Genomic DNA, 21,334 nt, shown 5'->3' on the forward strand with positions numbered 1-21,334 from the left:
ACGGTACTTCGGGGAGAGTCCGTTCCATGTCCGTGCAACAACATGCCGCTAAAGGTTTTACACCCAGCCTGATCGCGTTGGCTGTGTGCCTCGCCACTTCACCTGCGGCCTTCGCCGCTGATGCCGAAGCCCCGGCAACCACGATTGAACTGGGCGCCACCCAGGTCTCCGGCGAGCAGCAGCTTGGCGAGACCACCGAAGGCACGCAGTCCTACACCACGGGCGCAATGAAGACCGCGACCAAGCTGCCCCTTACCCTGCGTGAAACCCCACAGGCCGTCACCGTGATTACCCGCCAGCGTATGGATGACCAGGCCATGACCAGCATCAACGATGTGGTCAACGCCACGCCAGGGTTGTTCCTCAACTACTCCAACGGCCCTGGCCGCGAGTCCTACACCTCGCGCGGGTTCGACATCGACAACCTGATGTACGACGGCATCCCCAGCGGCTATAACGGCGTGTCGGTGGGCGCCCAGCCCAACCTGGCAATGTTCGATCGTGTCGAAATCGTACGCGGTGCCACCGGCCTGGTGACCGGCGCGGGCAACCCTTCGGCCGCCATCAACCTGGTGCGCAAGCGGCCGCTGGACGAGCAGAAAGTCACCCTGACCGGCTCCGCCGGCACTTGGGAAGATTACCGTGGCGAGCTGGACGCCTCCAGCCCGCTGAACGACAGCGGCACCTTGCGCGGCCGGGTGGTTGCCTCTTACGGCGATGCCAACAGCTTTATCGATGACGTCGAGTCGTATCATGGCCTGTTCTACGCCGTCACCGAAGCCGACCTGAGCGAAGACACCAGCCTGACCCTCGGTTTCTCCAACCAGAAGGACAAGACCAACTACTTCTGGGGCTCCTCGATGATCGGCCAGGATGGCCACCACCTGAACCTGCCACGCTCCTACAACCCAGGCACCGACTGGGAAAACAAGGACCAGGAGATCAACACGGTATTCGCCGAGCTGCGCCAGCGCCTGGCCAACGACTGGAAACTCCAGGTCAACGCCAACTACGCCCAGCAGAACGCGCTGTTCTCTGGTTCCTATCAGTCGCGCTGGGTCGCCAACACGCTGGCCCGTACGGTCTACCAGGCGTCCTACGATGAAGACCAGGCCGGCATCGATGCCTTCGCCAGCGGCCCGTTCCAGGCGTTCGGGCGTACCCATGAACTGGTGGTGGGCGCCAGCCGGCGCATCTACGACATGACCACCCACAACTACAGCCCGTATAACCTCAACTGGCCGCTCACGGCGGGCAAGCCGGACTTCGTGCACACCACCAACGACCGTGAGGTCACCACCCAGGACGGTGTTTACGTGACCACGCGGCTGAGCCTGGCCGACCCATTGAAGCTGATCCTCGGCGCGCGCCTGGACTGGTATGACTACGACGCCCATGGCAGTAACGACGGCGATTACCATGTGACCCGCAACCTCACCCGCTACGCCGGCTTGATCTACGAGCTGGACGACAACCATTCGGTCTATGTCAGCTACAGCGATATCTTCACGCCGCAGACGGCCAAGGACACCTCGGGCACCCCGCTCAAGCCGATCGTCGGCAAGAACTATGAAGTCGGCATCAAGGGTGAATACCTCGGCGGTGCGTTGAATGCCAGCGTGGCGTTGTTCAACGTCGACCAGGAAAACCGCGCCGTGTCGGTGATCGTCGCAAACTGCCCGCAGGCCTCTTGCTCTGAAGCCTCCGGCAAGGTGCGCAGCCAGGGTATCGACTTCGAACTGCAAGGCGCGTTGACCGAGAACTGGCAGGTCGGCGGTGGTTATACCTACGCGCGTACCCACACCATCAAGGACGAGGCCAACCCGCAGTTGGTCAACAAGCAACTCGACACGGATACCCCGGAGCAACTGTTCAAACTGACCACCAGCTACCGCTTCCAGGGCGCGCTGGAACGGCTGCGTGTCGGCGGCAACATGTCGTGGCAGAGCCGCATGTACAACGACGTCAAGCTGGCCGATGGCAGCACCTACCGACTCAAACAGGGTTCCTACGCGATCACCGACCTGATGGCCGGCTACAAGGTCAACGACCACCTGGACCTGCAGGTCAATGCCAATAACATCTTCGACCGTCGTTATTACAATGCCATTGCCAGCGACGTGAGCTATGGCGGTGACAGCTACGGCAACCCACGCAACATGATGCTGACGGCCAAGTACAGCTTCTAAAAAAGCAGGGTGGCGAGGGAGCTTGCTCCCGTTGGGCCGCGAAGCGGCCCCGCTCTTTGTGTAGAAGAATGGGACTGCTGCGCAGTCCAACGGGAGCAAGCTCCCTCGCCACAGGTACGGTGTTCGCCTTTAACTGATTGGCATGACGACAAGGTCCGCCGCACATTCCCCCCGCCTAAAGTCGCTCCCACACGCGCCGATAGCCTATTGGCGTTCTTGAACCCACATAACGCCTGATTCCTGCTTTGCTCGGTACTGGCGCGCCGTAGTGGCACGCCGCATGCTTTGTTCCTGGTCCGTCCTCATGGAGTAAGAGTCAATGCCCGCACGCACGCGTTTTAGGGAGCATTACCGCAAGGCCGACCGCATCATGCTGGCGTTGATCTGGCTGATGTTTGGGTTCTCTGTGGGCCTGGCGTTCTGGCACGACACCTTGCTGCAGGCGATCATCGTCGGCGGCGGCACCAGCCTGGTGCTCACCGCGCTGTACCGTGCCATCGGCGGCACTCGCGTGATGCGCTGTGCACTGGGCGCAGGCCTGATGGTCATGGCCGCGTTGCATATCAACCAGGCCCAGGGCGTGATCGAATCGCACTTCGGGATTTTCGCCCTGCTCGCGGTACTGACGTTCTACCGTGACTGGCTGCCGATCCTGGTGGCGGCACTGACCATCGCCGCGCACCACGTGGTGTTCCACGCGTTGCAGCATCAAGGTTTGCCGGTGTTTGTGATGGAGCATCATGGCGGCTGGGGCATGATTTTCGTGCACGCCTTCTACGTGGTAATGGAAACGATCGCCCTGCTCTACCTGGCCCTGCACAGCCACAAAGACGCGGTCGAGAGCCAGGAAATGCTGGAAAAGATGCTCGCCGTGACCTCGCAATTCACCGTCGAAACCGCCACTGGGGAAGGCAAGGTGCATGTGTCCCTCACCAAGCGTTTCGACCACTTCCTGCAGCAAATTACCGGCCTTATCGACGGCGTCGCACGCGACTCCCACGGCCTCGGCCAACTCGGCCAGGAGTTGGCCCACGCCAGCGGTACCCTGGAGACAGGCGCCCGCCACCAACTGGCGGAAATCGCGCAAATGACCGGCTCCATGCAGCGCATGGAAGACGCCATGGGCAACATTACGGTGCACGTTGAACAAGCGGTTGAACACGCCGGCGTCGCGAGCAAACAAATCCTGCGCGGCCAGGAAAGCGTCGGCCGCGCCCAGCATGAAATCAGCCAACTGGCCTCACGCCTGCAAGGCACCAACCAGACCGTACAAGGCCTGGCCGTGCAGGCCGAGCAGATCGGCTCCGTGCTCGAAGTGATCAGCAGCATCGCCAACCAGACCAACCTGCTGGCCCTCAACGCCGCCATCGAAGCCGCCCGCGCCGGCGAGCAAGGCCGGGGTTTTGCCGTGGTCGCCGACGAAGTCCGCAGCCTGGCGCAACGCACCGCCGTCTCCACACAGGAGATCAAAACCATTATCGACAGTTTGCAGCAAGGCAGCCGCCAGGCCGTGGAAGCCATGCACGACAGCCGCCAGGGCGTAGAGCGCTGTGTGGAAGACAGCCAGGTGGCGGTCGAAATGCTGCGCGCAGTCGGCAACGACATCACCCAGATCGATGAGCTCAACGGGCGTATCGTCACCACCACCCGCGAGCAGACGGCGGCCAACCTGGAGATTGTCGGGCGCTTGCAGTCAGTGCAGAGCATTGCCCAAAGCACCGCCGACGATGTGGAGATGCTGGCCAGGAGCAGCGAGCAATTGCCACCGATTGCGGTGCGGCTGGATGCGCTGGGGAGGAAGTTTCATCCGTGAGGCCTGAATGGCAAATACGCTACACTCGCCACCTCAAACATCAGCCAAGGAGGCAACCATGGGCGTTCGCGGTAAAGACCGGCAGATCGACAATATCGAACTCAACGTTGGCGACATTGCACGCAGCAAAGCCTTCTACGCCGATGCGTTCGGCTGGACCTTCGTCGACTACGGCCCCACCTACACCGAGTTCAGCGACGGCCGCTTGACCGGTGGCTTCACCACCGGCGAGCCCGTTCGACCGGGCGGCCCTTTAATCATCTTGTACGCGGATAACCTCGCCGACACCCAACAGCGGCTAAAAGCCCTGGGCGCGATGATTACCCGAGAGACGTTTACGTTTCCGGGGGGTAGCCGGTTTCACTTCACCGATCCGGATGGGTATGAATTGGCGGTGTGGAGCGATCACGGCTAGGCCTGTGAGCAGCGGTGCCGGGTGTCTCGCGCAAGGGAGAAATCCGCGGCACGTTAAGAGGCTGAGCAGGGCTTTGCATTTAATCTGCCGAGACTACGCCCGATCTATTCGCCCGGAGTAGCAACCCTGCTTGGCGTTGTGAACGTGAATGTAACTAACCTCTGGATTGGCAAACATCCGAGTAACCACAGGTTCTATTGCTATTCCATCAGCGACGTCGGCGTCGAGCAGCATCCCATCATCAGTGAAAGCGCGAAGTGATAGCAGGCGGATTCGCATAGACTCGGGTACCTGATCGACTGCGTCATAAGTTTGCGTGGCCCACTCCCGTATGAAGATCGCGTGTGAGGCATGGTATGGCGTCTTGGCTGGCTGACAGACATGGTTGAGTAAAAGCACGCTCTGACCTAGCTGCGCATCCTTCATTTCGATACGGTCGGGAAAGCCTGGGTGGCTGTCGACGATGTAACGTTTTATCCCGAGAGCCACGAGCTCTTGGTCGGGCAATCCAAACAGCGACTGGAATGGCTCGGGGGAAAGGCCAGTTATACGAAACGCCATGGTCGAACTCCTATTGGTTTGGAGTCCTATCAGGCTGGAATCGTACAGTACTTACTATCCGATTCTTGCTGCTTTATTCGAGCTGCTGCCGCCGTAAGCCAACCTGGATGTACGGAACCTTTCATTCATTGCTTACCTGTTTAAGCCAGTTCCAGAATGGGTCACTGGACTCACGCGCGTCCATGCTTGTTGTGCTTGGGATGAGGTCCGATGCGCGTGCCGGGATGCTGAGGCCGAGCGTGCGTTCCACGTAGTCGCGCAATGCCTTGGGCGGTGCTGGGTAGTCATCATCTTCGTAGTGCTGTTCACGCAACTCGGACGGTGTTATCGAAAATTCCTCTGGCCAGCAGTGCTCGTTGTAACCGATGGCCAGTAAGCGAATCAGGTCTTCCACACCATGGGTCAAGATGCAGAGCATGTCTGATCCCGAGCCCGAGCCAAGATGGACGATTCGCTGCTGATCGTGGTCGTCCAGCCACAACCCTGCCCACGATCCATCGCCCCCCGTCCTGAGGAATATTGATAGGCGTTCGTTTACTCGGGGATCTTCGCTGGCAGTCCAACGGGCAGTATCGGCGGGGTCCGGAACGTGAAAGGCGGTGATAGCGCTGTTGTTGTATTCAGGTTCGGGATGCAAGGTCATGTAGCGGCCGCCACTCCTGTAGTGACGGACGCAGCCTAGTGCTTCCAGAAACTCCATGGTTTGTCGCAGTACCGCAGGTACCGGATTTCTTGCCGGGAAGGCGGCTACCAATTCGTCAGTGAAGTTCATGTCTTTCCTAATAAGTGCCTTTAGCGCGCATCGTACTGCAGTACCAGGGACAAATCGCCGTGCGCAGCCCAACATCTGCTTCTGGCCGACTCTGGTGAAAACAGCCGACCTCGTTGCCACACTGCCCCTCGCCAACCCAGGTATGATCCCACCTCACCCAGCGCCACTGGACCCACCCCCATGCCCCCATCCCATACCCGCCCTATCCCCGCGCCCCTCCTGCAGCCCGGTGAAACCGTGGTGTTGTTCGACGGTGTGTGCAAGCTGTGCAACGGCTGGGCACGGTTTCTGATTCGCCATGATCATTCGCGGCGGGTGCGGTTGGCGGCCGTGCAGTCGCCCGAGGGGCAGGCGTTGCTGGCGTGGGCGGGGTTGCCGCTGGATCAGTTCGACACCCTGGCGGTGATTCGTGATCGGCACTATTGGCTGCGTTCGGAGGCGGTGTTCGAGATCATCGGGCAACTGCCGGCCGCTTGGCGCCCATTGGGGCTGTTGCGTGGCGTGCCGCGAGTGCTGCGGGATTGGGCTTACGACCGTGTCGCGCGCAATCGCTATCGGCTCTTCGGCAAATACGACAGCTGCCTGCTGCCGACGGCGGACCACGAACAACGCTTTCTGAAGGCGCCATTGTGAACGCTCTGGTGCGCATCAACTGGATCGCGCGCGGTGGCCTGGCGTTCATGTTTGCCTACCATGGGCTGGTGCCGAAGTTGCTGTGGCTGAGCGCGGGCGAGCAGAGGATGATCGAGGCCCATGGCATCGAGCAGGTGCAGCTGTTCGCCACCCTCGCGGGGGTTGGGGAGATTGCCCTGGCGTTATGGATACTGCTGGCGCCGCGCAATCCCTGGCCGATCGCGGTGGCGGCGGCAGCGCTGCTGGGGCTGCTGGTGGATGTGGCGGTGTTCAGCCCCGGACTGCTCAAGGAAGCGTTCAATCCAGTGTCGCTGAATGTGGCGGGGTTGACATTGTGTGCGGTGGCCTGGAGTGCCAGGCGCTGAAGTTTCAGGCACCTGCCAGTAACGCGACCAGCTGCCACGGGGTCATTTTCGTGACCATGATCAACACGATCACAAACATCCCCAGGAAGCCAAGAACCCCCATCCAGAACCATTTGCGGTAAACGTCACGGTAGCCCTCTTCGAGGGCTGTGCCGGTGTGTGCCGCCGTCGACGCCATCTGCTGCAGGCGCGTCTGCAGCACCAGCACCGGCAGCCAGAGCGAACCCACGCAGAGGAAGATGACCAGCGAGGTCAGCACCCAGTGCGTGGTCAAGCCGAGCCCGGTGAGGTGGATCAGCAGCAGGCCGGTGATGATCTGGATGAAGCCCGCCGGCGTGGTGATCCAGGTATCGAACTGCACCACCATGCGCGCCACATGGGCGATCACCTGGGGGTTGGCGGTACGGCTCGCGGCGATCAGATAGAGGTACGAGCCCATGCCGAAGCCGAACAGGAAAATCGCCGCAATGATGTGCAGGTATTTCAAGCACAGGTAGAGCATGGGTCAGCCCTGCCCGTCAGAGAAATGCACGGCCAGGCTCAGGTTTGCCGGGTCGTTGATGGCCGCCATGTATTCGTCGACGCTGATTTCGCCCACGCACGGCCGGGCACCTGGCTCAGGTACATAGCCCTGGGCCATTTTTGTCGCCAGGGCGACGGCCGCGCAGCTGGGGATTTCCGGGCCTTTGTCGTTCAGGGCCGTCAGTTGCACGGCCAAGGACAGTGGCCGCCCGCCTGTACCGAGGCCGTGTACGTCGATGTACATCGCACTTTTGCCATCGCCAAAGCGTTCAAACCAGGTGCCCAGGCGATGCAGTCGTGCGGCCCACACGACGTGGTTGTGCACCAGTCCCACCCGCAGCGCCTGAGCCAGCAGGCCATTGGCGACGCCGCCAAGTTTCAGCCCGGCACCCGCCTTGAAGCTCAGCGTATGGGCGCCATAACGGCTGGCGAATATGTCCATGTCGGGCACGTCGACGTTGGCCAACAGCCGCGTGCCCAGCTGGGGCATCTTGCGTAGGGTCAGGTCCTGCCAGCCCAGCACCGGGTGCACCTGGCCATTGCGGAGTTGCTTGATCGGTTTACCCGCGTAGGCGAGCACCCCCTCGACGGTCGACAGCCCCGGCATTTTCGCCGAGGAGGAAATGCCATGCTCGATCGTGTCGATGCGCATGAAACGATGGCGGTACTGATCGATCAGCGCCGACGACAGCGTCGGCACCGAGCTGCAGCCACTCAGGATGGCCACGCCCGCCTGCCTGGCGCTGGCATCCAGCACGCCCACACCATTGACGAAGGTTCGGCAGTCGGACAGGTCGCAATAGTTCACCGCCGCGTCGATGCACGCCTGGGCGACGGCATAGGATTGCCCCTGGAACGGGCCACCGGTGTGTATCACCAACTGGATGTTCATCGACTGCAACACACGCGCAAAGCCAGCGCCCATGGCATCGCCGCACCAGCCTTCGCACGCATTGACCGACGACGTGTTGAGCTCATCCACCTTGCGTTGCAACTTATGCGGGTCGCGACCAGAGATCACCAGTGCAATGCCCGGCGCGCCCACCAAATGCCGGCAAACGATGCTGCCGAAGTTGCCGTAGCCACCGACCACCATCACCTTGAGTGCCATTTCGTTCGTCCCTAAACCATCGATCGCTCGCCGAGCCTGGAGCAGGCTGGCGGCTGAGGCGGCTAAAGATACCCGATTTCTTTAACTTCATGAGCGGTGATCAACCGGCATCTGCTGCGGTTTACGCTGTGATGGGCTCCGGCACCTTGGCGATCACTTTGATCTCGAACTGATAACCGTACAACCACGTAACGCCCACGCCGGTCAGCGTCGGGTGCGGTGCATTGCCCCAGAATTCCGGCACCACCTTCCAGATGGTTTCGAACCTGGATTCGGGGTCGACGATAAACACCGTCACATCAATCACATCATCGAAGCTGCAACCCGCGGCCTGCAGGATCGCATTCAGGTTGTTGAAGGCCAGCCGCACCTGGTCTTCCAGGTCTGGCTCGGGTGAGCCGTCTTCACGGCTGCCGACCTGCCCCGACACGAACAGAAAGCCATTGGACTTGATCGCCGGCGAATAACGATTGCGCTCATAAAGTGCCTGGCGGCCAGGCGGAAAAACCACATCACGCTGTGTCATAAGAGTCTCTCTCGAGGAAGTTAACGGGAGAGAAACTCTAGGGGCTTGTGCCCGCTGGATAAACGCGCAACCTTAGCTATCACTGTTTGTAAAACCCAAACAATCGGAAGCCGCAATGGACCGTTTTGATGCAATGCAGGCCTTCGCCCGCGTGGTGGAAGCCGGCAGCTTTACCAAAGCCGCTGAAACCCTGCACATGAGCAAGACCACCGTAACCCAACTGGTGCAGCAGCTCGAGGCGCGGCTGCGGGTTAAATTGCTCAACCGTACGACACGCAAAGTCAACGTCACCGCCGATGGCGCGGTGTACTACGAGCGCGTGCTACGGCTGCTGGCGGATATGGACGACGCCGAAACCAGCCTGTCCGGCGCCTCGACGCAACCCAGGGGCCGCTTGCGCGTAGACGTGCCAAGCCCACTGGCCAGCATGATCCTGGTGCCCGCCCTGCCGGATTTTTACGCGCGCTACCCGGACATCCAGATCGATATGGGGGTGAGCGACCGCATCGTCGATATGATCGATGAGAACGTCGACTGCGTGGTGCGTGGCGGCGAGCTGACGGACCAGTCGCTGATGGCCCGCCGCGTGGGCGACCTGCAACTGGGTGTGTTCGCCGCGCCGAGCTACCTGGCCCGCGTCGGCCAACCCGTGCACCCACGGGAGCTGGAAGACTCGCACCAGCGCATCGTCGGCTTCCTGTGGGCACGTACCGGCAAGGCGCTGCCCTACGCCATGCGCAACGGCGCGGAAAGCCTCCAGATCAAAGGCCGCTATGCGTTGGCAGTGGACGATGGCAATGCCTACCTCGCCGCCGGCCTGGCGGGGCTAGGCGTGCTGTGGCTGCCCACCTACATGTCCGAAGCCTACCAGGCCCGTGGGGAATTGGTGCCGCTGTTCGAGGGCTGGCGCATGGACCCTATGCCCCTGTATGTGGCGTTTCCGCCGAACCGGCATATCAGCACCAAACTGCGGGTGTTTATCGACTGGGTGGCGCAGTTGATGGCGCGCCAAGGTTGCAATATTGCCCCTTGAAATACAGCAATGGCTGCGCAGCAGCATGTTCAGCGGTCGTTCAAAAGTTCTCTTCGAACAATTTCCGCACCCGCACTCAGCGCCCTGAGCTTTCCTCTTGCGACGCCACGAGGCAACGGCGCCATGCCACAGTTGGTGCAAGGGTAGAGCTTGTCGGCATCTACAAACTGCAGTGCTTTGCGTAGGGTATTGGCGACTTCCTCAGGTGTTTCAATCGCATGGTTTGCCACATCAATGGCGCCGACCATCACTTTCTTGCCGCGAATCAGTTCGATGAGATCCATGGGCACATGGGAGTTGTGACACTCCAACGAGATGATATCGATACTGGATTTCTGCAGCTTGGGAAACGCCTCTTCATACTGTCGCCACTCGGTTCCCAGTGTCTTTTTCCAATCGGTATTGGCTTTAATGCCGTAGCCGTAGCAAATGTGCACGGCCGTTTCGCACTTAAGGCCTTCGATGGCTCTTTCCAGGGTGGCAACCCCCCAATCATTCACCTCATCAAAGAACACGTTAAAGGCCGGCTCATCAAATTGGATGATATCAACGCCCGCCGCTTCCAGTTCCCTGGCTTCCTGGTTGAGAATCTTGGCGAATTCCCACGCGAGTTTTTCGCGACTTTTGTAATGGTTATCGTAAAGCGTGTCGATCATCGTCATGGGCCCCGGCAGCGCCCACTTTATGGGTTGCTGGGTTTGCTGACGCAGGAACTTGGCATCTTCAACAAAGACCGGCTTCTGGCGACTTACCGCACCCACCACGGTAGGTACACTCGCATCATAACGATCACGAATTCTAACGGTCTCACGCTTCTCAAAATCAACGCCGCTGAGGTGCTCAATGAACGTCGTCACAAAATGTTGGCGCGTTTGTTCGCCATCACTGACGATATCAATGCCGGCTTGCTGTTGTTCCTGCAATGACAAACGCAAGGCATCCTGCTTGCCCTCAGTCAGTTCGTCACCTTGCAACTTCCAAGGCGACCAAAGGGTCTCTGGCTGTGCAAGCCAAGCGGGTTTAGGCAAGCTGCCCGCAGTGGACGTGGGTAATAATTTTTTCACGATAGACAACCTTGTACTTTTAATCAGTTAAAGAGCGCAACTAGCGGACCACTGCTGAAGAACAGCGTGGTAGGGCTTGATAAAATTCTCTTCAACAAACCGCCCCTGCTCAACCGCCAAGCGGCCACGTTCTTCGCGATCATAGACAATCAGGGTTAATGAATAATCCTGATGTTTCAAACTTGGCTGATAGGACTTGCCTGCCGCAGAGTTCGCATTGTAAATCTCCGGCCGGTAAATCTTTTGGAAGGTGTCCATCGTGCTGATGGTACTGATAAGTTCAAGGTTGGTGTAATCACTGAGCAAATCGCCGGCAAAATAAAACGCCAACGGCGCAACGCTATTGGGAGGCATGAAATAGCGAACCTTCAAGCCCATTTTCCGGAAATATTCATCGGTCAAGGAGTATTCGTCTTGCTGGTATTCAACACCCAACACAGGGTGCAGGTTTTCCGTCCGATGATAGGTCTTGGTATTTGAAACACTCAAGCATATAACCGGCAGCTTACTGAAATGCTCCTTGTAAGCTGTGGAGTTCACGAATTGCTTGAACAGCTTTCCGTGCAGGTCGCCGAAGTCATCGGGAGCGCTAAACTCTTGCCGGCCCTTATTATGTTCCAGCAACAGCACACTGAAATCGTAATCCCGGACATAGGAGGAAAAATTATTACCGACCATGCCCGCAATGCGCTCATTGGTTTTTCGATCGATAATATTCGTTTTTAGTATCTCAATCAGAGGGATGGCATTATTGCCACCTTCAGCATCAACACCCATTTCAACGGATACAATTTCGAGCTCAACGGAATAACGATCACCCGTGGGGTTGTCCCAGTGCGCCAAGGCATTGAAGCGGTTGTCAATCATCCTTAACGTGTTGCGCAGGTTCTCTTGACGACTTTCGCCCCTCGCCAAATTAGCGAAGTTAGTAGTAATGCGCGTATTTTCCGAGGGGTGATAATCCTCGTCAAAGCAAATGCTTTTAATGGTAAATGAAAATTCTGTAGTCATTGCAATTCTGCACCCTAATACCCGCGGCAAACCTGATTTGTAATCGTCTGGCTTTTACTTAGCAGTATTTATAATGTCTGTGATTAAGATGTAGTTTATGCTGAAGACTAGATTGATAGAAAATGAATTGATTTCACTAAATCGTTAGCGCTGTTCATGATGTGGCCCCTTATTCTAATGTCGCCCCACAATTGCACTATCGCGATGATGGGCTATCCAACCGCCTCAACGCCCATTACCCTCAAACTCTCCACCCCCATGAACCCGGAGCCGCCATGGACCTCGCCACCCTCGCCATTTTCCTCCCCGCCTGCTTCGCCCTGAACATGGCTCCCGGCCCGAACAACCTGCTGTCGGTGAGCAACTCCACCCGCTATGGCTACCGCACCTCGTGCCTCGCCGGGATCGGCCGCCTTCTGGCCTTCGCCGGGATGATCGCCCTCGCTTCCGCCGGGCTTGCTGTGGTGCTGCAAACCTCAGAGTTGTTGTTCTATGTGATCAAGATCCTGGGCGCGGCGTATCTGTTTTATCTGGCGTTTCAGTTGTGGCGAGCCAATCCCGAGGCTGAGGCGCAAGCGGTTTCCGCCAAGGTGGGTTTATGGGCGTTGGCGCGCCAGGAGTTTCTTGTGGCGGCGGGCAACCCTAAGGCCATCCTGATTTTCACCGCCTTCCTCCCGCAATTCGTGGTGCCCGGCCAACCAATCACGCCACAATTCGCGGTGCTCGGCGCGCTGTTCCTGATGCTCGAATGGGTCGCCATCAGCCTCTACGCTTACATGGGCGTGCATATGCGCCGCTGGTTTGCCGAGCCTAAAGGCAAGCGGATATTCAATCGCTGCTGCGCCGGGTTGTTGTCGGCGGCGGCTTCGGTATTGTTGATGGCGCGTCGTGCATAAGGAGAACGTGTTGACCCGTAACCAACTCGCCAGTTTTTACCAAGGCTACATCGACTGCCTGAATCGCCAGGCCTGGGATCAGTTGGGCGAGTTCGTGCACCCGCAGGTGACCCACAACGCCAAACCGGTCGGCCTCGCCGGTTACCGCGGCATGCTGGAACGGGACTTTCGCGAAATCCCCGACCTGGTGTTTCACATCCAGTTGCTGATCGCCGATCCACCGAACATCGCCAGCCGCCTGGACTTCAACGTCACGCCCAGGGGCGAGTTCTTTGGGTTGCCGATCAATGGCCGCAAGGTGAAATTCGCCGAGAATGTGTTCTACGAATGTGTCGACGGCAAAATTTCGCGAGTGTGGTCGGTGATTGATACGGCGGCGATCGCGCAGCAGTTGGGCGGCGATTAGCCCCGGCCGAGGGTCGTCTAAACTCCACGCACCCCTTCATACGTGGAGATCGATCATGGCCAATAAAAACACCCTGTGCCTCTGGTACAACGGCACCGCCGAAGAGGCTGCGCGCTTTTACGCCAAGACCTTCCCGGACAGCGCGGTCAACGCCGTGCACCGAGCCCCCGGCGATTACCCGGCGGGTAAACAGGGCGACGTGTTGACCGTTGATTTCACCGTGCTGGGCATCCCTTGTATCGGCCTCAATGGCGGCCCGGCGTTCAGCCATAGCGAGGCCTTTTCGTTCCAGGTGGCCACTGATGATCAGGCCGAAACCGACCGCTACTGGAACGCCATCATCGACAACGGTGGCCAGGCCAGCGCGTGTGGCTGGTGCAAGGATAAATGGGGGCTGTCGTGGCAGATCTCGCCTCGAGTGTTGACGGATGCCGTGACCCATCCCGACCCGGTAATCGCCAAGCGGGCCTTCGATGCGATGATGACCATGAGCAAGATCGACATTGCTGCGATTGAGGCGGCCGTAAAAGGCTCGCCAGGTGCTTGACACATTTACTGACATCCCCTGAAGATGGAGCTCTTCTTCAGGGTGTGTCAGTAAATGTCCGCATTTTTATTCGCTAACCGATCCGTCATTGGCTTGATTGCCAAGGCGCAAGGTTGCGTTGCGCACGCCCTCAAATCGAAGAAACAGTCGCTCATGTGATCGGGGCGCGCTGTCCCGTCAGATGAGCTGACAGGACATTGAGCGCGGACTCCCTCCCCCCCTTGCACAATTCCCCATGCCCTTCTGACGGTGACTTTATCGGTCAACCTTCAGGAGAAAGTACATGTCATCGTTTCAAGGTATCTGGGTTCCCGTGGTCACGCCGTTCCATGACGGCGCCATCGACTTTATCGCCCTGCGCCGGCTGGTCAGCCACCTGCTGGAACAGCATGTGGCCGGGATCATGGTGTGCACCACCACGGGTGAAGCCGCCGCGCTGAGCCGAGAGGAACAACTGGCCGTGCTGGACGCGGTATTGCAACTTGTGCCGGCGCACCGCGTGGTGATGGGCCTGGCGGGCAATAACCAGATTGAATTGCTGCAGTTCCAGAGCGAAATCCTCAAGCGCCCGGTGGCCGGTTTATTGGTGCCGGCGCCAGGTTATATCCGCCCGTCCCAGGCCGGCCTTGAAGCGTTCTTTCGCACGGTGGCGGATGCGTCAGGCGTGCCGATAATCCTGTATGACATTCCCTACCGTACCGGCGCGACCTTCGAGCAGGCCACCCTGCTGAATATCGTCGCGCACCCACGCATCGCCGCAATCAAGGACTGTGGCGGCAACCTGGGTAATACCCTGGCGCTGCTGGCCAGTGGCGAGGTGGACGTGCTGTGCGGCGAGGACCTGCAGATGTTCAACGCGCTGTGCCTGGGTGCCAGTGGGGCGATTGCCGCGTCGGCGCACGTGCAGACCGCGCAATTTGTGGCGCTGTGGCAGCAGGTGCGGGATAACCAGTTGGCCGAAGCACGGGCAACGTTCCTGAGCCTGGTACCACTGATCAACACACTGTTCATGGAGCCAAACCCAGCGCCGGTGAAAGCTGCCCTGGCCTTGCAGGGCCTGATCGGCAGCGAGTTGCGCGCACCGATGCAACAAGCCAGCGACGTGATGCTGGTTCGATTACGCGAACGCCTCAAGCACACCCAATAACCCTGTGGCGAGCGGGCTTGCGGGGGATTAGCGCTTTCGGGCAATTCTTGCCTCTTGCCTCGGGATCACAGCCCCACCCATACCCCTGTGGCGAGCGGGCTTGCCCGCGTTGGGGCGCGCAGCGGCCCCAGTGCAGACGCAGGCGGTGTGTCAGGCGGTCTTTGGGTGCTGGGTTTGGGGCTGCTGCGCAACCCAACGCGGGCAAGCCCGCTCGCCACGAGAAGCGGGTTTGCAGGGGATTAGCGCTATCAGGCAATTCTTGCCTCTTACCTCGGGATCACAGCCGCTTATATCCCGGTGGCGAGCGGGTTCAGGGTTGTCTTGCCACATGCAACCGATGCAAGGTGATCTCGCGCACCGCTTGCTTGCTGAGTTCGATGTGCCGCTTGAGCAGTTGCTGCGCCTGTTCACTGCGCCGTTGCAGGATCGCCGTCAAGATTTGCCCATGCTCCTCGTACGTCGCGGCAATACGCGGCGCCTGGGTAAAGTCGAGGCGGCGGATGATGCGGATCTTTTCCGTTATGTCGAAGTGCATGCGCGCCATTTCGCGGTTGCCGGCGGCTTCCACCAGGGCGCAGTGGAAGCGTTCATCCAGCGCGGACACTGCTTGGGTGTCTTGCAGGCGTTCACCCGCGGCCACCAGCCAGGTCGCCTGCAACGTCAACAGCACTGGGCTCGGTTCATCCATCAGGCACAGGCGGCCGACGGCGGCCAGTTCCAGCACGATACGCACGTCGTACAGGTCTTCAAAGTAGGCAAAGTCAAACGGCTTGACCTGCCAGCCGCTGCGAAAATACACCTCCAGATACCCTTCCTTCTCCAGGCGATACAGCGCCTGGCGCACCGGCGTGCGGCTGGCGTGCATGCGCGTGGCCACGTCGCCTTCGCTGAAGCGGTCACCCGGCAACAGGCGGAAGTCGAATATATCCGCCTTGAGCTGCGCGTAAATCAGTTCAGCCAGGCTGTCGGGGCGCGCCTTGGAGGTTCTCGCCGTGGCCAGCTGCACGCTCACCCCCGGCTCGCAATGAAGGCACGCCAGCCACCGAACTCGGTGATGTCCAGCGCATCCGCCAACGCCCAGGGCTCGCAGATAAAGCCTTTGACACTGCGCCCATCCGCCAGCTTGAGGTTGCCGATACCCAGCGGCGCGGGGATCTCGGCGACAAACTCACCAAAGCGCGCGATGGGCATGTCCCACAGTTCTACGATGATCGGCCGCCCACTGTCCGCCTTGGCCAGCCCTGGCTTGGGCGGCACGGTGCCTGGCAGCGCGTAGAGGCGATAGGTGTCGGCCGTGAGGGTTTGCTCCACCAGTACCGCGTTGCGGCCGGTGAGCTGGAAGTTCAGCGGCATGCCGGTGAGGTGTGCACCCACCACCGCCACACGCACGCTGCCGGACGCTTGTACCGTCGGCGTCGGCGCAGGCAAACCGCGCTCGGTGGCGCCCAACGGCAGGTCAAGCCCGGCCTGCCAGCGTTTGCCCAGGTGCGCCAGCGCGCTGTCATGCCAGGCCGGGGCAAGCAAGGTGATGCCGCTGGGCAAGCCATCGGCGCGCAGGCCGGCTGGCAACGCCAGGGCCGAGAGGTCGGCCAGGTTGGTGAAGTTGGTGTAGTAGCCAAATTGCGAGTTGTAGCGCACCGGCTCCACGGCCATTTCGGCCTGCGTGCGAATCGTCGGTGATGTGGGCACCAGCAAGGCATCGAAACCGGCCAGGCTGTCGTTGATGCGGCGGCTCAGTTCCGCGCGCAAGTATTCGGCTTTGTAGGCATCACATGCGCTGTAGGTGTAGCCACTTTCGACAATGCCGCGCACCACCGGGTTGATCGCGTCGGGCTGGGTTTGCAGCATGCCCTCCAGGGCCACGGTGCGTTCGGCGACCCAAGGGCCGTAATACAGTTGATCCGCCAATTCCTTGAACGGAGTGAAATCCACGGGCGTAATCACCGCCCCCAGGGCCTTGAAACGCTCCACCGCCTGCTCGAATACCGCCTGGTTCTGACTATCGCCAAAGAACTCCAGGACTGCCGGGATCGCTAGCTTGATCGAGGCCGCCACCGCGACCGGCGCCGTGTTCGGGTTGGCGCGGGAGTAAGCGTCGCTGGCGTCGTAACCCGCCGCCACCTGCGCCACCGCCTCGGCATCGTCGACGGTCAGCGCAAACACCGAGATGCAATCCACCGTGCGGCACGCGGGCACCACGCCGGTATTGGAGAAACGCCCCTTGGTCGGCTTCAACCCGACAATGTTGTTGAACCCCGCCGGTACGCGCCCGGAGCCTGCGGTATCGGTGCCCAGGGCAAACGCCACCAGGCCACGCGCTACCACCGACGCCGAGCCGGAGCTGGAGCCGCCGCTGACATAATCCGGGTTGAAGCTGTTGCCTACCGCGCCATAGGGCGAGCGCGTGCCCACCAGGCCCGTAGCGAACTGATCGAGGTTGGTCTTGCCCATCAGGATTGCACCGGCCGCGCACAGCTTCTGCACCACAGAAGCATCCTGCGCCGCCGTGTAGGCAAATTCGGGGCAAGCTGCCGTGGTGTCCCAACCGGCCGCGTCGATATTGTCCTTGATCGCAAACGGCACGCCATACAGCGGCAGCTTGGCCATGTCGCCGCCGACGGCCGCCAGCCGGTCGCTCAGTTGCGCCAATTGCTCGGCCAGTTGCGCAGGCGTGGCGTGGGCGATCCAGGCGCTATCGTCGACGGGGTATTGCGTGGCCAGGGTCAGTAAATAATCTGTGGTAATGGCCCCACTGCGGTAAGCATCCAACCATTCACCGAGGGTCCAGCCGAAAGCGTTTTGCATGGGGAGACTCCATCTTGTATCCAAGTTTGAATTCTCTATAGCAAAGCCCAGGCCAGGTCACTTCGCCCAATTATTACGAGGAAATCGGCGCACACCGTGCGCCCACATGGCGCACCGCGGCAACGCTGATGCGCCAAAAAAAGACATTCAGCGGACCGCTTGGTTGCGACCCGCCGGATACAGGCCTACTGTTCCAAGCCATGTTGTGCGATTTGCTGTCCCCCCACCCTAAGCCCCCAGGTGACGACATGCCTACGCTTCCCCGCCCCGCCGTACTCGAACTGATCGGCAACACCCCACTGGTACGGGTCAGCCGCTTCGATACCGGCCCTTGCACGCTGTTCCTCAAGCTTGAATCCCAGAACCCCGGCGGCTCGATCAAGGACCGCATTGGCCTGGCCATGATCGACGCCGCCGAGCGTGACGGCCGCCTGCGCCCCGGCGGCACCATTATCGAAGCCACCGCCGGCAATACGGGCCTGGGCCTTGCGCTGGTGGGCCGGGCCAAGGGCTATCGCGTGGTGCTGGTGGTGCCCGACAAGATGTCCACGGAAAAGGTGCTGCACCTCAAGGCCATGGGCGCCGAGGTGCACATCACTCGCTCCGATGTCGGCAAGGGCCACCCCGAGTATTACCAGGATGTCGCCGCGCGCCTGGCCAAGGATATTGCCGGTTCATTCTTCGCCGACCAGTTCAACAACCCGGCCAACCCCCTGGCCCACGAAACCAGCACCGCCCCGGAGATCTGGGCGCAAACCCAGCATGACGTGGACGCGATCGTGGTGGGTGTCGGCTCGGCGGGCACCCTCACCGGCCTGACGCGTTTCTTCAAGCGTGTGCAGCCTGAGCTGGAAATGGTGCTGGCCGACCCGGTGGGCTCGGTGATGGCCGAATACAGCCGCAGCGGCAGGCTTGAAACCCCGGGTTCGTGGGCGGTGGAAGGTATCGGCGAAGACTTCATCCCCTCGATTGCCGACCTCTCCAGCGTGCGCCACGCCTATTCCATCAGCGATGAAGAAAGCTTCGACCACGCCCGCCAACTGCTCAAGGCCGAGGGCATTCTGGGTGGCTCCTCCACCGGCACCCTGCTCGCCGCCGCCCTGCGCTATTGCCGCGAACAGACGGAGCCCAAGCGCGTGGTGACCTTTGTCTGCGACACCGGCACGCGCTATCTGTCCAAGGTCTACAACGACCAATGGATGAACGACGCCGGGCTGTTGCAGTACAAACACTACGGCGACCTGCGCGACCTCATCGCCCGCCGCTTCGAAGATGGCCGCGTGATCAGCGTGAGCCCCGACGACACTTTGCTCACCGCCTTCCAGCGCATGCGCCTGGCCGACGTGTCGCAACTGCCGGTGCTGGTCGACGGCCGCGAGCTGGTGGGGGTAATCGATGAATCCGACATCCTGCTGGGCCTGCACCACGATGCCGCGCATTTCACCATGACCGTCGCCAGCGCCATGACCAACACCCTGCAAACCCTGGCCCCCGGCGCGAGCCTGGCCGAACTGCAGGCGGAACTGGATCGCGGCCTGGTCGCCATCATCGCCGATGAGTCGGGCTTCTACGGCCTGATCACCCGCGTCGACCTGCTCAACCACCTACGGAGATCCCTTGCATGAGCCTGCCCGATAAAAGCGCGTTTGCCACCCGTGTGATCCACGCCGGGCAATCCCCCGACCCGACCACGGGCGCGCTGATGCCGCCGATCTACGCCAACTCCACCTACCTGCAAGACAGCCCTGGCGTGCACAAGGGCTTCGACTACGGCCGCTCCCACAACCCCACGCGTTTTGCCCTCGAGCGTTGCGTGGCCGACCTGGAAGGCGGCAGCCAGGCGTTTGCCTTCGCCTCCGGGCTGGCGGCGATCTCCACCGTGCTGGAACTGCTGGATGCCGGCGCACATATCGTTTCGGGCAACGACCTGTACGGCGGCACCTTCCGCCTGTTCGACAAAGTGCGCCAACGCAGCGCCGGGCACCGTTTCAGTTTTGTGGACTTGAGTGACCTGTCAGCGTTTGAAGCTTCGCTGCAGGACGACACACGCATGGTCTGGGTCGAGACCCCAAGCAACCCGCTGCTGAGCCTCACTGACCTCAGCGCCATTGCCGGTATCTGCCGGGCTCGCGGGATTATCTGCGTAGCCGACAACACCTTCGCCAGCCCCTGGATCCAGCGCCCGCTGGAGTTGGGTGTTGATGTGGTGGTGCACTCCACCACCAAGTACCTCAACGGCCACTCGGATGTGATCGGCGGTATCGCCATCGTCGGCGACAACGCAGAACTCGCCGAACGCCTGGGCTTCCTGCAAAACTCGGTGGGCGCCATCGCCGGGCCCTTCGACGCCTTCCTGACCCTGCGCGGTGTAAAAACCCTGGCCTTGCGCATGGAGCGCCATTGCAGCAACGCCCTCGACCTGGCCACGTGGCTGGAACAGCAACCGCAAGTGGCGCGGGTGTATTACCCGGGGTTGGCGTCCCACCCCCAGCACGCATTGGCCCGCAGGCAGATGCGTGGATTTGGCGGGATGATTTCGGTGGATTTGAACACCGACCTGGCCGGTGCCACGCGCTTCCTGGAAACCGTCAAAATCTTCGCCCTGGCCGAAAGCCTGGGGGGCGTGGAAAGTTTGATCGAACACCCGGCGATCATGACCCATGCCAGCATCCCGGCGGCCACGCGGGCGCAGTTGGGGATTGGTGATGGGCTGGTGCGGTTATCGGTGGGGGTTGAAGATGTGGAAGATCTGAGGGCGGATCTGGCGCAGGCGCTGGCCCAAATCTAAATAGGCCGGACAACAAAGATCAATGTGGGAGGGCCAGTCACCAGATGCAGTGACTGAAAGACTGCCATCGGGGGCAAGCCCCCTCCCACATGGAGCCTGCGTCAGGCAGAAGTGATCTTCGCCCGCGCTGTACAGCTTCCCGCCAGCTGTCAATCAAGCGCGCATTCAGAACATGCGCCAGTGATCCAATGTGGGAGGGGGCTTGCTCCCTCCCACATTGGGCCTGCATCAGGCAGAAGTGATCTTCGCCAGTGCTGTACAGCTTCCCGCCAGCTGTCAATCAAGCGCACATTCAGAACATGCGCCAGTGATCCAATGTGGGAGGGGGCTTGCCCCCGATAGCGGTTGATCAGCCAATGTATCTGTTGACTGACACTCCGTCATCGGGGGCAAGCCCCCTCCTACATTGAGCCTGCGTCAGGCTGAAGTGATCTTCGCCCGTGCTGTACAGCTTCCCGCCAGCTGTCAATCAAGCGCACATTCAGAACATGCGCCAGTGATCCAATGTGGGAGGGGGCTTGCCCCCGATAGCGGTTGATCAGCCAATGTATCTGTTGACTGACACTCCGCCATCGGGGGCAAGCCCCCTCCTACATTGGGCCTGCGTCAGGCAGAAGTGATCTTCGCCCGTGCTGTACAGCCTTCCGCCAGCTGTCAATCAAGCGCACATTCAGAACATGCGCCAGTGATCCAATGTGGGAGGGGGCTTGCCCCCGATAGCGGTTGATCA

The 21,334-nt window shown here is 60.5% G+C and carries 21 protein-coding genes; 12 read left to right on the top strand and 9 right to left on the bottom strand.

The genetic code is table 11. From position 1 onward, the window contains the following. The first annotated feature begins 26 nt into the window (after positions 1-26). The 3 genes from CXQ82_RS16995 (at position 27) to CXQ82_RS17010 (ending at position 4,417) form a co-directional block, all read left to right on the top strand. Positions 27-2,189 carry a TonB-dependent siderophore receptor gene (locus tag CXQ82_RS16995; RefSeq protein WP_101270996.1) on the top strand — a complete coding sequence of 721 codons (2,163 nt, stop codon included), beginning with the start codon at positions 27-29 and terminating at the stop codon, positions 2,187-2,189. 319 nt (positions 2,190-2,508) lie between these two features. Further along, a complete protein-coding gene (locus tag CXQ82_RS31780; RefSeq protein ID WP_101270998.1) occupies positions 2,509-4,002 on the top strand; it encodes a methyl-accepting chemotaxis protein in 1,494 nt (497 codons plus the stop codon). Positions 4,003-4,060: 58 nt separating this feature from the next. After that, positions 4,061-4,417, top strand: coding sequence for a VOC family protein (locus CXQ82_RS17010; RefSeq protein WP_101271000.1), 357 nt, complete (start codon positions 4,061-4,063; stop codon positions 4,415-4,417). 93 nt (positions 4,418-4,510) lie between these two features. On the opposite strand, the gene CXQ82_RS17015 is transcribed toward CXQ82_RS17010, so the two are convergent. Together CXQ82_RS17015 and CXQ82_RS17020 are read right to left on the bottom strand one after the other, a co-directional pair. Next, positions 4,511-4,978, bottom strand: a complete 468-nt coding sequence (locus CXQ82_RS17015) for a DUF1203 domain-containing protein (protein ID WP_101271002.1) — start codon at positions 4,976-4,978, stop codon at positions 4,511-4,513. A gap of 121 nt (positions 4,979-5,099) precedes the next feature. Then, complete coding sequence (locus CXQ82_RS17020) at positions 5,100-5,750, bottom strand: hypothetical protein (protein WP_101271004.1); 651 nt, start codon at positions 5,748-5,750, stop codon at positions 5,100-5,102. Between the two features lie 180 nt (positions 5,751-5,930). On the opposite strand from CXQ82_RS17020, the gene CXQ82_RS17025 reads away from it, so the two are divergent. Both CXQ82_RS17025 and CXQ82_RS17030 read left to right on the top strand, forming a co-directional pair. After that, on the top strand, positions 5,931-6,383 hold the full coding sequence (locus CXQ82_RS17025; RefSeq protein WP_101271006.1) for a thiol-disulfide oxidoreductase DCC family protein: 453 nt from the start codon (positions 5,931-5,933) through the stop codon (positions 6,381-6,383). After that, positions 6,380-6,748 (top strand): DoxX-like family protein, encoded by a 369-nt coding sequence (locus tag CXQ82_RS17030; protein ID WP_101271008.1) that lies wholly within the window; start codon positions 6,380-6,382, stop codon positions 6,746-6,748. Before CXQ82_RS17025 ends, CXQ82_RS17030 begins: the two co-directional genes overlap by 4 nt. A 4-nt stretch (positions 6,749-6,752) precedes the next feature. On the opposite strand, the gene CXQ82_RS17035 is transcribed toward CXQ82_RS17030, so the two are convergent. From CXQ82_RS17035 to CXQ82_RS17045, 3 genes are all read right to left on the bottom strand, one after another. Next, entirely contained in the window at positions 6,753-7,250 is a 498-nt protein-coding gene (locus CXQ82_RS17035; RefSeq protein WP_101271011.1) for a DUF2269 domain-containing protein, read from the bottom strand. Between the two features lie 3 nt (positions 7,251-7,253). Then, complete coding sequence (locus CXQ82_RS17040) at positions 7,254-8,381, bottom strand: saccharopine dehydrogenase family protein (RefSeq protein ID WP_101271014.1); 1,128 nt, start codon at positions 8,379-8,381, stop codon at positions 7,254-7,256. A gap of 121 nt (positions 8,382-8,502) precedes the next feature. Continuing rightward, on the bottom strand, positions 8,503-8,907 hold the full coding sequence (locus CXQ82_RS17045) for a RidA family protein (RefSeq protein ID WP_101271017.1): 405 nt from the start codon (positions 8,905-8,907) through the stop codon (positions 8,503-8,505). A 115-nt stretch (positions 8,908-9,022) separates the two neighbouring features. Between CXQ82_RS17045 and CXQ82_RS17050 the strand changes: the two genes are divergently transcribed. Further along, complete coding sequence (locus CXQ82_RS17050) at positions 9,023-9,940, top strand: LysR family transcriptional regulator (protein ID WP_101271019.1); 918 nt, start codon at positions 9,023-9,025, stop codon at positions 9,938-9,940. Between the two features lie 29 nt (positions 9,941-9,969). Here the strand turns inward: CXQ82_RS17050 and CXQ82_RS17055 are convergent, their stop codons facing one another. Together CXQ82_RS17055 and CXQ82_RS17060 are read right to left on the bottom strand one after the other, a co-directional pair. Continuing rightward, a complete protein-coding gene (locus CXQ82_RS17055) occupies positions 9,970-11,004 on the bottom strand; it encodes a methionine synthase (RefSeq protein ID WP_101271021.1) in 1,035 nt (344 codons plus the stop codon). A 27-nt stretch (positions 11,005-11,031) separates the two neighbouring features. Continuing rightward, positions 11,032-12,015: a DUF1852 domain-containing protein gene (locus CXQ82_RS17060; protein ID WP_101271023.1), complete on the bottom strand. Its 984-nt coding sequence runs from the start codon at positions 12,013-12,015 to the stop codon at positions 11,032-11,034. Between the two features lie 275 nt (positions 12,016-12,290). On the opposite strand from CXQ82_RS17060, the gene CXQ82_RS17065 reads away from it, so the two are divergent. From CXQ82_RS17065 to dapA, 4 genes are all read left to right on the top strand, one after another. Next, positions 12,291-12,911: a LysE family translocator gene (locus CXQ82_RS17065; protein WP_101271025.1), complete on the top strand. Its 621-nt coding sequence runs from the start codon at positions 12,291-12,293 to the stop codon at positions 12,909-12,911. 10 nt (positions 12,912-12,921) lie between these two features. Then, positions 12,922-13,317, top strand: a complete 396-nt coding sequence (locus CXQ82_RS17070; protein ID WP_101271027.1) for an ester cyclase — start codon at positions 12,922-12,924, stop codon at positions 13,315-13,317. 55 nt (positions 13,318-13,372) lie between these two features. Then, entirely contained in the window at positions 13,373-13,864 is a 492-nt protein-coding gene (locus CXQ82_RS17075; RefSeq protein ID WP_101271029.1) for a VOC family protein, read from the top strand. 283 nt (positions 13,865-14,147) lie between these two features. Beyond that, entirely contained in the window at positions 14,148-15,011 is an 864-nt protein-coding gene (gene dapA / locus CXQ82_RS17080) for a 4-hydroxy-tetrahydrodipicolinate synthase (RefSeq protein WP_101271031.1), read from the top strand. 310 nt (positions 15,012-15,321) lie between these two features. On the opposite strand, the gene CXQ82_RS17085 is transcribed toward dapA, so the two are convergent. Together CXQ82_RS17085 and atzF are read right to left on the bottom strand one after the other, a co-directional pair. Continuing rightward, positions 15,322-16,017 carry a GntR family transcriptional regulator gene (locus CXQ82_RS17085; protein ID WP_101273812.1) on the bottom strand — a complete coding sequence of 232 codons (696 nt, stop codon included), beginning with the start codon at positions 16,015-16,017 and terminating at the stop codon, positions 15,322-15,324. Between the two features lie 2 nt (positions 16,018-16,019). After that, on the bottom strand, positions 16,020-17,816 hold the full coding sequence (gene atzF, locus CXQ82_RS17090) for an allophanate hydrolase (protein WP_101271033.1): 1,797 nt from the start codon (positions 17,814-17,816) through the stop codon (positions 16,020-16,022). Positions 17,817-18,064: 248 nt separating this feature from the next. Between atzF and CXQ82_RS17095 the strand changes: the two genes are divergently transcribed. Both CXQ82_RS17095 and CXQ82_RS17100 read left to right on the top strand, forming a co-directional pair. Beyond that, entirely contained in the window at positions 18,065-19,441 is a 1,377-nt protein-coding gene (locus CXQ82_RS17095) for a cystathionine beta-synthase (RefSeq protein WP_101271035.1), read from the top strand. Then, positions 19,438-20,604, top strand: coding sequence for a cystathionine gamma-synthase (locus CXQ82_RS17100; protein ID WP_101271037.1), 1,167 nt, complete (start codon positions 19,438-19,440; stop codon positions 20,602-20,604). Before CXQ82_RS17095 ends, CXQ82_RS17100 begins: the two co-directional genes overlap by 4 nt. The last annotated feature ends 730 nt before the right edge of the window (positions 20,605-21,334 follow it).

The organism is Pseudomonas sp. S09G 359 (genome assembly GCF_002843605.1).
In the GTDB taxonomy this organism is placed as follows: domain Bacteria; phylum Pseudomonadota; class Gammaproteobacteria; order Pseudomonadales; family Pseudomonadaceae; genus Aquipseudomonas.